The sequence below is a fragment of the Peterkaempfera podocarpi genome (assembly GCF_042466665.1).
GTDB lineage: Bacteria > Actinomycetota > Actinomycetes > Streptomycetales > Streptomycetaceae > Peterkaempfera > Peterkaempfera podocarpi.
Window position 1 is genome coordinate 1,708,936 of record NZ_CP162102.1, and the last position, 14,216, is coordinate 1,723,151.

Annotated in this window: 15 protein-coding genes, 1 pseudogene and 1 riboswitch; of the genes and pseudogenes, 4 read left to right on the forward strand and 12 right to left on the reverse strand. The window is 73.1% G+C overall.

Annotation, left to right across the window (positions count from 1 at the left end; translation table 11 throughout):
* Window positions 1–10: 10 nt before the first annotated feature.
* From AB0761_RS07535 to AB0761_RS07585, 11 genes and pseudogenes are all read right to left on the reverse strand, one after another.
* Window positions 11–1,069: a hemolysin family protein gene (locus AB0761_RS07535; protein ID WP_377268192.1), complete on the reverse strand. Its 1,059-nt coding sequence runs from the start codon at window positions 1,067–1,069 to the stop codon at window positions 11–13.
* Window positions 1,066–2,411 (reverse strand): annotated as a pseudogene (locus AB0761_RS07540) (hemolysin family protein). The gene AB0761_RS07535 and the pseudogene AB0761_RS07540 overlap by 4 nt, the downstream one beginning before the upstream one ends.
* Before the next feature lie 270 nt (window positions 2,412–2,681).
* A complete protein-coding gene (locus AB0761_RS07545; protein ID WP_377268193.1) occupies window positions 2,682–3,155 on the reverse strand; it encodes a PH domain-containing protein in 474 nt (157 codons plus the stop codon).
* Window positions 3,156–3,333: 178 nt separating this feature from the next.
* Entirely contained in the window at window positions 3,334–4,182 is an 849-nt protein-coding gene (hisG, locus tag AB0761_RS07550; RefSeq protein WP_377268194.1) for an ATP phosphoribosyltransferase, read from the reverse strand.
* Between the two features lie 80 nt (window positions 4,183–4,262).
* Window positions 4,263–4,535, reverse strand: a complete 273-nt coding sequence (locus AB0761_RS07555) for a phosphoribosyl-ATP diphosphatase (protein WP_377268195.1) — start codon at window positions 4,533–4,535, stop codon at window positions 4,263–4,265.
* Between the two features lie 89 nt (window positions 4,536–4,624).
* Window positions 4,625–5,092, reverse strand: coding sequence for a 6,7-dimethyl-8-ribityllumazine synthase (gene ribH, locus AB0761_RS07560; protein ID WP_377273963.1), 468 nt, complete (start codon window positions 5,090–5,092; stop codon window positions 4,625–4,627).
* Between the two features lie 86 nt (window positions 5,093–5,178).
* Window positions 5,179–6,588 (reverse strand): bifunctional 3,4-dihydroxy-2-butanone-4-phosphate synthase/GTP cyclohydrolase II, encoded by a 1,410-nt coding sequence (locus tag AB0761_RS07565; RefSeq protein WP_377268196.1) that lies wholly within the window; start codon window positions 6,586–6,588, stop codon window positions 5,179–5,181.
* On the reverse strand, window positions 6,585–7,172 hold the full coding sequence (locus AB0761_RS07570; protein WP_377273964.1) for a nicotinamide riboside transporter PnuC: 588 nt from the start codon (window positions 7,170–7,172) through the stop codon (window positions 6,585–6,587). Before AB0761_RS07570 ends, AB0761_RS07565 begins: the two co-directional genes overlap by 4 nt.
* 56 nt (window positions 7,173–7,228) lie before the next feature.
* Window positions 7,229–7,909, reverse strand: coding sequence for a riboflavin synthase (locus AB0761_RS07575; RefSeq protein WP_377268197.1), 681 nt, complete (start codon window positions 7,907–7,909; stop codon window positions 7,229–7,231).
* A 3-nt stretch (window positions 7,910–7,912) separates the two neighbouring features.
* Window positions 7,913–9,043 carry a bifunctional diaminohydroxyphosphoribosylaminopyrimidine deaminase/5-amino-6-(5-phosphoribosylamino)uracil reductase RibD gene (gene ribD, locus AB0761_RS07580; RefSeq protein WP_377273965.1) on the reverse strand — a complete coding sequence of 377 codons (1,131 nt, stop codon included), beginning with the start codon at window positions 9,041–9,043 and terminating at the stop codon, window positions 7,913–7,915.
* Window positions 9,044–9,216: 173 nt separating this feature from the next.
* Window positions 9,217–9,347, reverse strand: a riboswitch (FMN riboswitch).
* A 72-nt stretch (window positions 9,348–9,419) separates the two neighbouring features.
* Window positions 9,420–9,614 (reverse strand): DUF1059 domain-containing protein, encoded by a 195-nt coding sequence (locus tag AB0761_RS07585; RefSeq protein ID WP_377268198.1) that lies wholly within the window; start codon window positions 9,612–9,614, stop codon window positions 9,420–9,422.
* Window positions 9,615–9,746: 132 nt separating this feature from the next.
* Here AB0761_RS07585 and AB0761_RS07590 point away from each other — a divergent pair, with 132 nt between their 5' ends.
* The 3 genes from AB0761_RS07590 (at window position 9,747) to AB0761_RS07600 (ending at window position 13,028) form a co-directional block, all read left to right on the forward strand.
* Window positions 9,747–11,486, forward strand: coding sequence for an FUSC family protein (locus AB0761_RS07590; protein WP_377268199.1), 1,740 nt, complete (start codon window positions 9,747–9,749; stop codon window positions 11,484–11,486).
* A 109-nt stretch (window positions 11,487–11,595) separates the two neighbouring features.
* Window positions 11,596–12,099 (forward strand): MarR family winged helix-turn-helix transcriptional regulator, encoded by a 504-nt coding sequence (locus tag AB0761_RS07595; protein ID WP_377268200.1) that lies wholly within the window; start codon window positions 11,596–11,598, stop codon window positions 12,097–12,099.
* A 104-nt stretch (window positions 12,100–12,203) separates the two neighbouring features.
* The gene (locus AB0761_RS07600) at window positions 12,204–13,028 is read left to right on the forward strand and encodes an SAM-dependent methyltransferase (protein WP_377273966.1); all 825 of its coding nucleotides are present in this window, start codon (window positions 12,204–12,206) and stop codon (window positions 13,026–13,028) included.
* Between the two features lie 42 nt (window positions 13,029–13,070).
* Here the strand turns inward: AB0761_RS07600 and AB0761_RS07605 are convergent, their stop codons facing one another.
* Window positions 13,071–13,589 (reverse strand): MarR family winged helix-turn-helix transcriptional regulator, encoded by a 519-nt coding sequence (locus AB0761_RS07605; protein ID WP_377268201.1) that lies wholly within the window; start codon window positions 13,587–13,589, stop codon window positions 13,071–13,073.
* Window positions 13,590–13,682: 93 nt separating this feature from the next.
* On the opposite strand from AB0761_RS07605, the gene AB0761_RS07610 reads away from it, so the two are divergent.
* Window positions 13,683–14,213: a cupin domain-containing protein gene (locus tag AB0761_RS07610; RefSeq protein ID WP_377268202.1), complete on the forward strand. Its 531-nt coding sequence runs from the start codon at window positions 13,683–13,685 to the stop codon at window positions 14,211–14,213.
* Window positions 14,214–14,216: the final 3 nt, after the last annotated feature.

Below are 14,216 nucleotides of genomic sequence, written 5' to 3' on the forward strand. Positions count from 1 at the left end.
GCCTCCGTGGTCAGTACACCTGGCCCCGGGCGGAGGCGGGGCGGCGGTGGTCGGGGTCGTGGACCTCGCCCACCAGTTCCTCCAGGACGTCCTCCAGGGTGACCAGGCCGAGGCTCCGGCCGTCCCGGTCGACCACGGCGGCCAGGTGCGCCGCGGCCCGCCGCATCGCGCCCAGTGCGTCGTCCAGCGGGGTCCGGTTCCGCACCGACGGTATCCGGCGCCAGATCTGCGGCGGCACGGGTGCGCGGCGGTCCTCCAGGTCCAGCACGTCCTTCACATGGAGGTAGCCCAGGAAGGCACCGTCGCCGCCGGTGATCGGGAACCGGGAGTAGCCGGTGGCCGCGGCCAGCTCCTCCACCCGCGCGGGGGTGACCGAGGCATCCACGGTGACCAGCTTCTGCGGAGTCAGCAGCACATCGGTGACCGGGCGGCGGCCCAGCTCCAGGGCGTCCTCCAGACGCTCCTGCTCGCCGGGCTCCAGCAGTCCGGCGTCCCGGGAGTCCTCCACCAGGTGGGCCAGCTGCTCGCTGGTGAACACCGACTCCACCTCGTCCTTGGGCTCCACCCGGAAGACCCGCAGCACCAGGTTGGCGAAGGTGTTGAGGAAGGCGATCACCGGGGCGAGCAGCCGGGCCAGCCGGTCCAGCGGCGGGCCGAGCCACAGGGCGGCCTTCTCGGGGCCTGCCAGCGCGATGTTCTTGGGCACCATCTCGCCGACCACCATGTGCAGGAAGACCACCAGGGCCAGCGCGATGACGTACGACGCCAGATGGGTCACCCCGGGCGGCACGCCCAGTGCGTGGAAGGGCCCGTGCAGCAGACCGGCCACGGTGGGCTCGGCGAGGGCGCCGAGCAGCAGCGAGCAGACGGTGATGCCGAGCTGGGCCGCGGCCAGCATCTCGGAGACGTTCTCCAGGGCGTGCAGGACCGTGCGGGCGCGGCGGTTGCCCGCCGCGGCGAGCGGTTCGATCTGGCTGCGGCGTACCGAGATCACCGCGAACTCGGCGCCGACGAAGAAGCCGTTGCCCAGGAGCAGCAGCAGTGCGGCGAGGATCTGCAGGACGGTCATCGGGTCCGCTCCCCGTGCCCGCGGGGGTCACCGGGCAGTCGCCCGGTGCGCTCCAGCCGCACCCGGGAGGTGCGGCGGCGGTCGGTGCCGAGCACCGTCAGCCGCCAGCCGGGGAGTTCGGCGGTGTCACCGGGGACCGGGATCCGCCCCAGCAGGTCGGCGACCAGGCCGCCCAGGGTCTCGTAGGGGCCGTCGGGCGCATGCAGCCCGATGGCCTCCAGCTGGTCGACGCGGGTGCGTCCGTCGGCCTCCCAGACCGGCATGGAGTCGGCCGGGGGCAGTGCCAGCAGATCGGGGTGTCGGCGGGGTCGTGCTCGTCGAGCACTTCGCCGACCATCTCCTCGATGATGTCCTCCAGCGTGACGACGCCCGCGGTGCCGCCGTACTCGTCCACGACCACGGCCATCGGCTGGCCGCGCCGCAGCAGTTCCAGCAGCCGCTCGGCGGGCAGCGTCTCGGGGACCAGCAGCGGCGGCACGGCGATCCCGGAGACCCCGGCGGCGGCGCGCCCGTCGGCGGGGACCGCGAGGGCCTCCTTGAGCGTGACGATGCCGGTGACCTCGTCGAGGCTGTCGGTGTAGACGGGGAAGCGGGACAGGCCGGTGGCGCGGGTCAGATTGAGCACATCCGCGGCGGTGGCGTCGCTCTGCAGGGCGGAGACGTCCACCCGGGGGGTCATCACGCTCTGCGCGGTGAGGCCGGCCAGGCCCAGCGTGCGGACGAACAGGTCCGCGGTGTCCTCCTCTATCGCTCCGGCCCTGGCCGAGTGCTGGGCGAGTGCCACCAGCTCGGCGGGGGTGCGGGCATGGGCGAGCTCCTCGGTGGGTTCGATGCCGAGCGCCCGCACGGCGCGGTCCGCCGAGCCGTTGAGGAAGCCGATCAGCGGCCCGCAGGCGACGGAGAAGGCTCGGTGGGGTCCGACCACGGCCCTGGCGACCCGCATCGGCTGGGCGATCGCCCAGTTCTTGGGCACCAGCTCACCGATGACCATCTGCAGCACGGTCGCCGCAACGATGCCCACGACCACGGCCACTCCGGTGGCGGCCGACTCGGGCACGCCGACGGCGGTGAGGACGGGGCGGAGCAGCACGGAGAGCGCGGGTTCGGCGAGCATGCCCACCACCAGGGAGGTGACGGTGATGCCGAGCTGGGCGCCGGAGAGTTCGAAGGAGAGTCTGCGCAGGGCCTTGGCGATGCCGGCCGCCTTGCGGTCGCCGGATGCCGCGGCGCGCTCTACGGCGCCGCGCTCGACGGTGACCAGGGAGAACTCGGCGGCCACAAAGAGGCCGTTGGCGATGATGAGGGCAATGGCGGCTGCCAGCAGCAGCCAGGCGGTGATCACCGTGCCGCCTCTTCGCGGAGTGCCGCGGCCGGGTCCGGGAGCTCCGGTGGGAGGGGATCCAGCGGATCCGGCGAGGGCGGGACGGCGTTCGTACTACCGGACGGATCGTCCATCGAGGGGAGGTGTCACTCCTCTGGTCGGGGTGGGGACGCGGCATCCCTGGCGGGTGGCACACCGGTGCCGGGCGCGTCCTGATGACTGATGGCAGGGGTTTGCCCTGCCTTTACCAGCGTAGACGACGCAGCGGCCAGGAAACGGCCGGTGGGCGGCTCAGCGGCGGTGCCGGGCGGTGGCGTGTGCGTCCACCAGGTCGCGCAGCGCCCGGGCGGCGGCGACGGCCTGCGTCCGGCCGGCCGCGGGCTGGATGCCCACCACGGCCAGGGTGGTGCCGTCGGCGAGGTCCAGTACCGCCCAGGGGTCGCCCTGGCGGAGGTTGACCCGGACGATCTCGGCCCAGTCCAGGCGGCGGGTGCGGACGAAGTTCACCACGGTGACGCCCTCGCTGCCGGCGGTGGCCCGGGGCCGGGCGAGCATCAGCAGTCCGGCGGCGAAGAGCAGTCCGGTGACGACCAGCGCCACCCGGTCGTTGGTGTGCCAGTTGTGCGGCATGGCACGGGCCAGGACGCAGAACACCGCCACCAGGAGTACCGCGACGGGCAGCAGCACTGCCCGGGTACGGGACGCCCGCCAGGTCACGGGCAGCTCGGGCAGGCCGGCTGCGGGCGGCGGCGTGGCTTCGGGCATGTCGGGCTCCCGGGTGGCAGAGCGGATGGCGGAGCGGGTCGCGGGGGGTGCGGTGAGGGGCGCGAGCACCGTGCGCACCGCTGGGCACCGCCGGGGGCGGTCCGCGCTGGGCGCGCGTCCCCGGCCGTACGGAGCGGAGCGGCGTGGTGCCGCGCCCCTGGGTGGGTGCCCTACCGGTTCAGAGCCGGCAGGCGTGGATGTTGGTGACCAGAATGGCCCGGCCGCCGATGGCCCACAGGTCGTCCATGATCCGCTGAGCCTCCTTGCGGAGCACCATGGAGCGCACGGCCACCCAGCCCTCGCTGTGCAGCGGGGAGACGGTCGGGGACTCCAGCCCGGGGGTGAGGGCGACCGCGTCGCTCACCCGCTCGGCGCGGATGTCGTAGTCCATTATCACGTAGCGCCGGGCCACCAGGACGCCCTGCAGTCGGCGCAGGAACTGCTCGACCCGGGTGTCGTCGCCGGCCCCCTTGGGGCGGATCACCACGGCGTCGGACTCCAGGATGGGTTCACCGAAGATCTCCAGGCCGGCGTTGCGCAGTGTGGTGCCGGTCTCCACGACATCGGCGATCACATCGGCGACGCCCAGCTGGATCGCGGTCTCCACCGCTCCGTCCAGGCGGGTCACCGCGGAGGCCTCCACGCCGTGCTCGGCGAGGTGGCGGCGGACCAGGCCCGGGTAGGAGGTCGCGATCCGCAGGCCCTTCAGGTCCTGGACGTCCTTGGCGGTGCCGACCGGCCCGGCGTAGCGGAAGGTGGACCCGGCGAAGCCCAGGGCCAGCACCTCCTCGGCCTCGGCGCCGGAGTCCAGCAGCAGGTCGCGACCGGTGACGCCGACATCCAGCCGGCCGGAGCCGACATAGATGGCGATGTCGCGCGGCCGGAGGAAGAAGAACTCGACCTGGTTCCCGGCGTCGACCAGGACCAGTTCCTTGGAGTCCTTGCGCTGCCGGTATCCGGCCTCATGCAGCATCTCCGCCGCGGGACCCGAGAGAGAACCCTTGTTGGGGACGGCAATGCGCAGCATGAGAGGCGGATCCTTCACTTTTCGCTGGGGTGTGGGTGTGTGCACGGTTGCGCAGGGGGCGCGGATGCGCCCCCTGCGGCTCACAGATGGGCGTAGACGTCCTCGAGGGTGAGGCCGCGGGCGACCATCATCACCTGGAGGTGGTAGAGGAGCTGTGAGATCTCCTCTGCGGTCCGGTCGTCCGACTCGTGCTCGGCGGCCATCCAGACCTCGGCTGCCTCCTCGACCACCTTCTTGCCGATCGCATGGACGCCCTGCTGGACGAGCTGCGCGGTACGGGAGGTTCCGGGGTCGCCGGAGGAGGCCTTCTGCTGGAGCTCGGTGAAGAGCTCTTCGAATGTCTTCAGCGCCATGATGTGCACACCTTACGGCCTGCGGGCGAAACCCCGCGGAACGGACCGCAGCGTGGACATGTCGTTTCAACCATCGGGACCGGAACCGTTCACCGCCAGGGCTCGGAGACCGAGCGCAGCGCGGCGGCGGTCGCGAGGGCGGCGGTGACCGCCTCGTGGCCCTTGTCCTCGCTGGACCCGGGCAGTCCGGCGCGGTCCAGCGCCTGCTCCTCGTTGTCGCAGGTGAGTACGCCGAAGCCGATCGGCACTCCGGTGGAGACCGCGACCTGGGTGAGGCCCATGGTGGCGGCCTGGCAGACGTAGTCGAAGTGCGGCGTACCGCCCCGGATGACCACACCCAGGGCGACCACGGCGTCATAGCCGCGGTCGGCCAGCTGCTTGGCCGCGACCGGCAGCTCGAAGGTGCCCGGCACCCGGAGCACGGTGGGCTCGTCGATGCCGAGCTCGTGCAGTGCGCGCAGCGCGCCGTCGCGCAGTCCCTGCATGATCTGCTCGTGCCACTGCGCCGACACCACAGCGACCCGCAGGTCGCGGCAGTTCTTGGCGGTCAGTGTCAGCTCGGGGGTCCCTTGCCGCTCACGGGGGCCTTCCTTTCGTTCGGACTTCTCGGTGGTCGTTCGGACTTCTCGGTGGTGGGGGTGGTTCAGGCCGCGCCGTCGGCGACGCGGGGCTCGACCACGGGTGTGGTCAGTGAGGCGGGGGACTCGACGTCCAGCCATGGCAGGTCGTGGCCCATCCGGTCCCGCTTGGTGAGCAGGTAGCGGAGGTTGTGCTCGCCCGCCTGGACGGGAAGCGGCTCACGGCCGGCGACCCTGAGGCCGTGGCCCCTCAGCGCGGAGATCTTCTCCGGGTTGTTGGTGAGCAGCCGCAGCGAGTGCACCCCGAGGTCGGCCAGCATCAGCGCGGCGGTGCCGTACTCCCGGGCATCGGCGGGCAGGCCGAGGTCCAGGTTGGCGTCGACGGTGTCCCGGCCGGACTCCTGGAGCTGGTATGCGCGCAGCTTGTGCACCAGGCCGATGCCGCGGCCCTCGTGGCCGCGCAGATAGAGCACCACGCCCCGGCCGGCGGCGGCGATCCGGTCCAGGGAGGCCTGCAGCTGGGGGCCGCAGTCGCAGCGCAGCGAGCCGAAGACATCGCCGGTGAGGCACTCCGAGTGCACCCGCACCAGGACCTCCTCGCCATCGGGCAGCCGTCCGTCGGCGCCCAGGCCGCCGGCCACCAGCGCGATGTGCTCGGCGCCGTCCAGCGCACTGCGGTAGCCGACGGCGGTGAAGGTGCCGTGCTCGGTGGGCAGGCCGGTGACGGCGGCACGCTCGACCTGGCCCTCGGCCAGGTTCTCGGCCGGGCCCTCGGCCAGGTTCTCGGCCAGGCGCTCGGCCTGGCGCTCGAGGCGGACGCGATGGGCGATCAGCTGCTCGATGGAGATGATCGGGAAGCCGTGGCGGCGGGCGAAGGGCACCAGGTCGGGCAGCCGGGCCATGGTGCCGTCGGGCCGGGCGATCTCGCAGATCACCGCGGCCGGGCTGAGACCGGCCAGCTCGCACAGGTCGGGTCCGGCCTCGGTGTGGCCGGGGCGGGTGAGCACACCGCCCTCGCGGGCGCGCAGCGGGAAGACATGGCCGGGGCGGGCGAAGTCGCCCGGCACCGAGGACCGGTCGGCCAGCAGCCTGATGGTGCGGGCCCGGTCGGCGGCGGAGATGCCGGTGGTGATGCCCTCCATGGCGTCGACCGAGACGGTGAACGCGGTGCCGTGGCTCTCGCTGTTCTGCTCGACCATCTGCCCGAGCTCCAGGCGGTCCAGGTCGGGGCCGCGCATCGGCACGCAGATCAGGCCGCGGCACTCGGTCATCATGAAGGCGACCAGTTCCGGGGTGGCCAGCTCGGCGGCGAAGACCAGATCGCCCTCGTTCTCGCGGTTCTCGTCGTCCACCACGACGACCGGGCGGCCGGCCGCGATGTCGGCGATGGCACGCTCCACCGGGTCCAGCGTGAGGTCGTCCTCCTCGACGGAGGCGAGCAGGCGGGTGTGCGCGAACTCCTGCAGGGCGGTCATGCCACGGCTCCTTCCAGAACGGTCGGCGTCTGCTGCCGGGGGGTGCGGGTGCTCATCCACCAGGCGCGCAGGCCCAGGATCACCAGGACGAAGTAGACGATGTAGACGAGGGCGGAGAAGGTGTAGCCGCTGCGGAAGGCCAACGGCACTCCGACGACGTCCACCGCGATCCAGGCGAACCAGAACTCCACCAGGCCGCGGGCCTGGGCGACCATCGCGACCAGGGTGCCGACGAAGATGTAGGCGTCCTGCCAGGGGCTCCAGGACAGCGAGGGGTAGGCGGTGAACAGGCCGCCGACCGCGAGGGTGCCCAGCGCGGCGCCGGCGACCAGCCCCAGGCGCTCCCAGGTGCTGCCGAACCGGACCGCGATCTCACCGGTCGCCCGGCGACCGCGCAGCCACTGGAACCAGCCCCAGGCGGAGACCACGATGACGATCAGCTGCTTGCCGACCATCCCGCTGACATGGGCGGGAAGGAACGCCGCGACCAGGACCGCGCCGGACAGCAGCTGGACCGGCCAGCTGATCACCGAGCGGCGCCAGCCGAGCGCCAGGGCGGCCAGGCCGAGCAGGTTGCCGATCATGTCGGACCACAGGACGCCCTGTCCGAAGACGGTGAAGGCGGTGCTGTTGAGCCCGCTCACGGCCGGCTCTCCTGAGGCTGCGGGACGGGCAGGCCGGTCGTCGGCAGGGCGCGGGCGTCGAGCAGCCGCTCGACGTACTTGGCGAGCACGTCCACCTCGAGGTTCACCGGTTCGCCGGGCTGCTTGCGCCCGAGCGTGGTGAGGGCGAGCGTGGCGGGGATCAGGCTCACGGTGAAGAAGTCGGCGCCGGCCTCGACCACGGTGAGGGAGACCCCGTCGACCGTGATGGAGCCCTTGTCGACCAGGTAGCGGGCGATCCCGGCGGGGAGGGAGAAGCGCAGCACCTCCCACTGCGGCCGCCCGTCGGCGCCGGGCTCCCCCGGGCTGCGGGACAGCAGGGTGGCGGTGCCGTCGACATGGCCCTGCACCAGGTGTCCGCCGAGGCGGTCGCCGAGTGCCATGGCCCGCTCCAGATTGACCCGGGAGCCGGCGGCGAGGGCGCCGAGGCTGGAGCGGTTGAGCGTCTCGGCCATCACGTCGGCGGAGAACTCGCCGCTGTCGGCGGCCAGTTGCTCGGGGGTGTCCACCACGGTCAGGCAGACGCCGTTGACGGCGATGGAGTCGCCGTGGCGGGCGCCCCGGGTGACGGCGGGGCCGCGCAGGCGGATCCGGGAGGAGTCCCCGAGGTCCTCGACGGAGACGACCTCTCCGAGCTCTTCGACGATTCCGGTGAACACCAGTCAGCTCTCCTCGGTGGAAGGCGCGTTGACGAAACGGGGAGCAGCGGCGGCGGTGCTCCGGGGGTAGGCGGTCAGGCGCAGGTCGGCGCCGATCCTGGCGATGTCGTGGACGTCGAGTCGCAACGCCTCGGCGATGGTGCCGATTCCCGCGCCCAGCAGGGCGGCCGGACCGGCCCCGAGCAGGGCGGGGGCCAGATAGCCCACGGCCTTGTCGACGAGTCCGGCGGCCCAGAAGGCGCCGGCCAGGGTGGGGCCGCCCTCCAGCAGCACCGAGCGAACCCCTCGGCTGTGCAGCGCGGCGAGCAGCGCGTGCGGGTCCAGCCCGCGGCCGCCGGCGGCGGCGCGGGGCACCTCGGCGATCTCGGCGCGGCCGTCGGCGACGGCGGCGGCCAGATGGCCGGTGTCGGCGCCGGGGGCGACGGCGATCAGGGTGGCTGCGGTGCCGTCCAGCACCCGCGCGGTCGCGGGGACGGTGGCGGCGGTGTCGGCGACCACCCGCAGCGGCTGGCGGCCGGCGTCGGCGCCGTGGCGTACGGCGAGATGCGGGTCGTCGGCGCGCAGGGTGCCGGAGCCGACCAGTACGGCGTCCACCTCGGCGCGCAGCCGGTGGACGTCGGCGCGGGCCTCCGGACCGGTGATCCAGCGGCTGGTGCCGTCGGCCGCGGCGGTGCGGCCGTCGAGGGTGGATGCGTACTTCCAGAGCACAAAGGGGCGGCCCAGGCGCATGGCGGTGAGCCAGGCCTCGTTGCCGCGGGCGGCCTCCTCGGCGAGCAGTCCGCCGTGGGTCTCGATGCCGGCGGCGCGCAGCGCGGCGGCGCCTCCGGAGGCCTGGTCGGTGGGGTCGGCCACGGCATGGAACACCCGGGTGATCCCGGCGTCGATCAGTGCCTGGGCGCAGGGGCCGGTGCGGCCGGTGTGGTTGCAGGGTTCCAGGGTGACCACGGCGGTGCCGCCGCGGGCCCGGTCGCCGGCCGCACGCAGGGCGTGGACCTCGGCGTGCGGGCCGCCGGCCTGCTGGTGGTAGCCCTCGCCTGCGATCTCACCCTGGGCGTCGAGGACGACACACCCGACGACGGGGTTGGGGCTGGTGCGGCCGAGGCCGAGCGCGGCGAGCGCGACGGCGCGGTGCATCGCCTCGGCGATGCGGCTGTCGGCCTGGTGGGGGGCCACCGGAGTCCTCCTCGCGCTTGGGGCGCGGACTCCGGGGCTCGGGAAGAGAACACGGACGTATGACAGGCCGGGGCACGGCCGGGAGGGTCCCGCAGGGGGACGCACCGACGGCGCGAGTACCGGCCGGACGTCCGCCGCGCACTGCCTCCCATCCGGACTTTAACCGTCGGTCCAGGAATTTCACCTGGTCAACCGACCGCTGGCGGCGGACGGGTCGCGGACTGTAACCGCCGGTTCGGACTTTCACCGACCCCGGAGTGCGCAAACGTCACTGGTACTTCGCACAGTGTGCCATGGCGTGTGCGGCTCCGGGGAGTGCCCTTGGTTGTGCGCTGGCTCACGCAGGGATGGGCTTCTGCTCGTCCTTGAGTATCCCGCGCAGCTGTTCCCGCAGCTCAGGGCTGTCGGTGTGGCCGTGGACGGAGCAGGCGTGCTCGGTCGCGGCCCGCAGGACCTCGTCCTCCTCGCCCGAAATGGTGAGTGTGCAGCCGGACTCGCTGGGGTGCAGCCGGCAGTCGGCGACCTTGCGCATGACGGCCTCCTGGAGGTGCGGATGTCATGGCCGACACCTCCACTCTGCTCCTCTTCACGGGGGCCCGGAAGGTTCGCGGAAGGTGGGGGCGGCCATGTATTTTACGAGTGAAACATATGTTAATCTTTTCCTATGCGCCATGCCCGCCCCTCCGCCACCGCACGCCGCCTCCCACTGAAGGGGGTCCTCCGTCTCGGCCCCGCCTCCGACCTGTGGCACAAGCCCGCGCTCAGCGTGGTGGTCGCGGTCGGCATCCCCGAGCTGGCGCTGCTGGCGGCCGGTCGCCTGGACCTCGCGTACTACACCTCGCTCGGCGCCATGTGCGCCCTCTACACCCACGGCCTGCCCTACGCCCGGCGCGCCAGGACGCTGGCCCTGCTGGTACTGGGCATGCTGGCGGGCGCGGGCATCGCACTCACCACCTCCGCCCTCACCGACTCCACCGCGATCCGGGTCGCGGTGGCCGCATTGCTGGCCGCCGTCCACAAGACGGCCTGCGACGCCACCCGGCTGGGCCCGCCGGGACCGGTGGTGCTCACCTTCATGGCGGCCACCGGCGCCTTCCTCCCGCAGCGGCTCGGCGACATCCCCGGACACCTGACGCTCGGCCTTGCCGCGGGCGCCTTCGCCTGGGCCGTGGGGATGGCCCCCGCCCTGCTGCGCCCGCACGGACCGGAGCGGATCGCGGTGGCCCGCGCCCTGGAGAGCACGGCCCGGCTGCTGCGCACCGCACAGTCGGGCGCACCCGACCGCGAGGTGCAGCGAGGGCGCCACGAGGCCACCGCGACCGCCACCGCGGCATGGCGCACGCTCTTCCTGGTCCCGGCCGACCGGCCCCATCTGGACGCCCTGGAACGGCTGCTGGTCCGTGCGGAGTCCGCCGCGGCCGCCCCCGGCCGCCATGGCGCGGAAGCCGGCCGGCTGGCCGAGTGGGCACACGACCTGCGGCGCGGCCGGGCACTCCCGGACCCGGGACGCGCCGTCGCCGGGGAGGCCGACGAGCTGGCCGGGATCGCCGCCGAGCGTTCGGCTGTCGCCGCCGCCCAGCGCCCGCACCGCGCCACCGGGGCGCAGACCGGCCGGGGCGCACTGCGGCAGGCGCTGCACGGACGCTCCCCGCTGCTGCCGATCGGTGTCCGGGTGGCCGTCGGCACCGCACTGGCCGGCTGGCTGTCGATGGCGGCCGGGGTCGGGCGCCCGTACTGGGCCGTGGTGACCGCGGCATCGCTCTTCCAGGCGAACAGCCTGCTCTCCTGGCGGCGCGGCCTTCAGCGGGTGACCGGCAGCCTGCTCGGGCTGCTGCTGTTCACCGCGCTGGTACCGCTGTTGCACACCGGACCGGCGGCGGTGGTGCTGGTGGCACTGCTCTGCCAGTTCGCCACCGAGGCGACCGTGGCCCGCAACTACTGGCTGGGGAATGTCTTCCTCACCCCGATGGCGCTGCTGATGACGGAGTTCGCCGGGCTGCAGCCCGCCGGACAGCTGATCGCCGACCGCTGGCTGGACACCGTACTGGGCGCCGCCGCGGGACTGCTGGCCTGCGCGCTGGTGGTCAACCGGCGGCTCGGCGGCCAGGTGGAGTCCGCACTGCAGCGGGTGGCGGGCGCCCTGTCCGGCGCCGAGGAGGTGCTGGCGGCGGGCAGCCCGGCGGCTGCCGCCGTCTCGGCCCGCGACCAGCTGGGCGCCGCCCTGGTCGACCTCAGGGAGGCGGTCGACACCGCCGCCGGCGAATGGTGGACGGGGGCTCTGCCGCTGCAGCGGATCGCCGACGCCGAACGGCAGGGGCACCAGCTGCTGGCCGAGCTGCTCCGCCACCCCCGCAGCGCCGACCGCGACCGCATCGCACCGCTCCACGGCGGCGGCGTCCACTGAGTGGGCCGTCGCTGTCGTGGGCCCGGGGTGTCGCACAAGGATCCGGGTACCATCGTCGCCCAGCGTGCCGCGGCGGCTCGCGGAGCAGCACGGAGAGGGGAGAGCCCACGTGGAGGACGCCGTCGCGGTGGTGCTGCGCCAGTGGCAGTCGCTCTACCCGGGCCTCGATCTGACCCCGGTCGCGGTCATCGGGCGGCTCAACCGCTGCGCCGCGCTGCTCCAGCAGGTGGCCGACGCCCCGCTGGGCCGCGAGAGCCTCAGCCGCCCCGAGTACGAGATCCTCAATGCGCTGCGCCGGGTGGGCGGTGAGCTCACCCCCGGCCGGCTGGCCCGGGAGACCTTCGCCTCCGGGGCCGCCGTCACCAAGCGGGTCAGGTTGTTGGAGGAGCGCGGACTGGTGGCACGGCGCGCCGACGCGCGCGACCGCCGGGTCGCCCATCTCTCCCTGACCGACCGGGGCCGGGAGTTGGTGGACCGGCTGCTGCCGGCCCAGATCGACTACGAGAACGCCCTGCTCGAAGGGCTGCCGGAGGGCCGCAGGGCCGAACTCGCCGATGTGCTGGGCGAGTTCCTGGTTCTGCTGGAGGGCCGTCTCGGCGGGCTTCCCGGCTGATCGGCGGGGTCCGCCCGTCATCTTCACTGTCTAGCATGTCGCCCCGAGCCGCGGTGCCTGCCGCGGGGAACGGGGTGGATGCCATGGCGGACGCGCTGGACTGGATGAGGCCCGACGGGGGGACGCAGGCCGGGCCCCCGGTCGATCTGCGCACCGACACACCGCACTCGGCGCGGATCTACGACTATCTGCTGGGCGGCAAGGACCACTTCCCGGTCGACCGGGAGGCCGCCGAGCGGATGCTGCTGGACTGGCCCAGTCTGCGCACCTCCGCCGTGCAGAGCCGGGCCTTTATGCACCGGGCGGCCCGGTATCTCGCCGCCGAGCAGGGAGTGCGGCAGTTCCTGGACATCGGGACCGGCATCCCCACCGAGCCCAATCTGCACCAGATCGTGCAGTCGGTGGCCCCCGAGTCGAGGGTCGTCTATGTGGACAACGACCCCATGGTGCTGGTGCACGCCAGGGCGCTGTTCGCCTCGGCGCCGGAGGGCAGGACCGTCTATGTCCATGCCGACATGCGCGACCCGGCAGGGATTCTGAAGGATCGTCAGCTGGCCGGCGCGCTCGATCTCGACCGCCCGGTCGCCCTGTCGGTGATCGCGGTGATGCAGTTCGTCACCGACGACGCCGAGGCCCGGCACATCGTGGAGCAGCTGACGGAGCCGCTGGCGCCCGGCAGTTTCCTGGCGATGTCCATGGTGACCGCGGATCCCGATCCGGAGCCCATCCTGCGGGTGGTGCGTGAGTACAACGCCCGCGGCATCCCGGTCAGGGCCCGCGACCGGGCCCGGGTCGAGCAGCTCTTCGGCGGCCTGCAGCTGCTGGATCCCGGCGTGGTCCCGGTCCACCACTGGCGCCCGGACGGCTCCGCGCCGGACGCGGCCGACGCCGAGGTGGCCATGTACTGCGGCATCGCCCGCAAGCGGTAGACCTCGTCCGGGACACCTCCCGCCCGGCCTGGCGCCGGGGGGTCAGCCGGAACCCCGGGCCCTTCGGTCCGGCCGGGCCACGGAGGCCAGCATGGTGCGCAGGATCCGGTCCAGTTGCGCGGCGTCCTCCATGCCCAGACAGGAGGCAAGCCGGGTCAGATTGGCGGCATGGTCGGTGACGGCGGCGTCGGCGAGCTGCAGCCCCTGGCCGGTGAGGGTGATCCGGAAGCTCCGGCGGTCGGCCGGATCGAGCGCCCGCTCGACCAGGCCGGCCGCCTCCAGCCGGTCCAGCCGGTTGGTCATGCCGGCCCGGGAGAGCATCAGGGTCTCCGCCAGCTCCGAGGGGATCAGGGTGTACGGCGGTCCGGAGCGGCGGAGCGCGGCGAGCACGTCGAACTCGCCCCGCCGCAGGCCGTGGCGGGTGAAGACCTGCTCCACCTGCGGCTCCAGCAGCAGCATCAGCCGGCCCATGCGTCCGAAGAGGCCCATCGCGGGGAGGTCCAGATCGGGCCGCTCCTGCCGCCACTGCCCGACTATGGCGTCGATCTCGTCGCTGTCCACATCCGGATTCTATTGGACGCAAGATAGTTAGACGCAGTACTGTTTGACGGGCAATCAATTCTCTTGCCTTGGAACGCTCACGGGGAGCCATCGATGACGATCATCCTGCCGAACGGGTCCGACGCCGACGGCCGCGCCGTCCTGGTGCGGTCCGACGAGGCCGAGGTCCTGGGCGACGCCGACACACCGGCGGCCATCCGCCTGCTGGCGGACGCCGGCGCCACCGGCGGCGCACTCAGCACCCAGCGCATCACCCTGGCCCGCGGCGCCGACGGGGCCACACCGCACCACCACAACGGCTCCAGCGAGCTGTTCTTCGTCATCGACGGCTCGGTGCAGATCCTCAGCGGCAACGAGGTGGTGACGGCCCATCAGGGCGACCTGGCCGTAGTGCCGCCACGGATGGACCATGCCTTCGCCGCGCCCCCCGGCTCGACCTGCGATCTGCTGATCGTCATCACACCGGGGGTCGAACGGTTCGAGTACTTCCGGCTGCTGGCCCGGCTCCGCACCGGCGAGGCCACCGTGGAGGACCTGCTGGCGGCCCAGGAGCGGTTCGACAACCACTTCGTCGACAGCCCCTCCTGGCGCGCCGCCCGCGAGGGGTCCGGCTCGGCCGGCTGACCC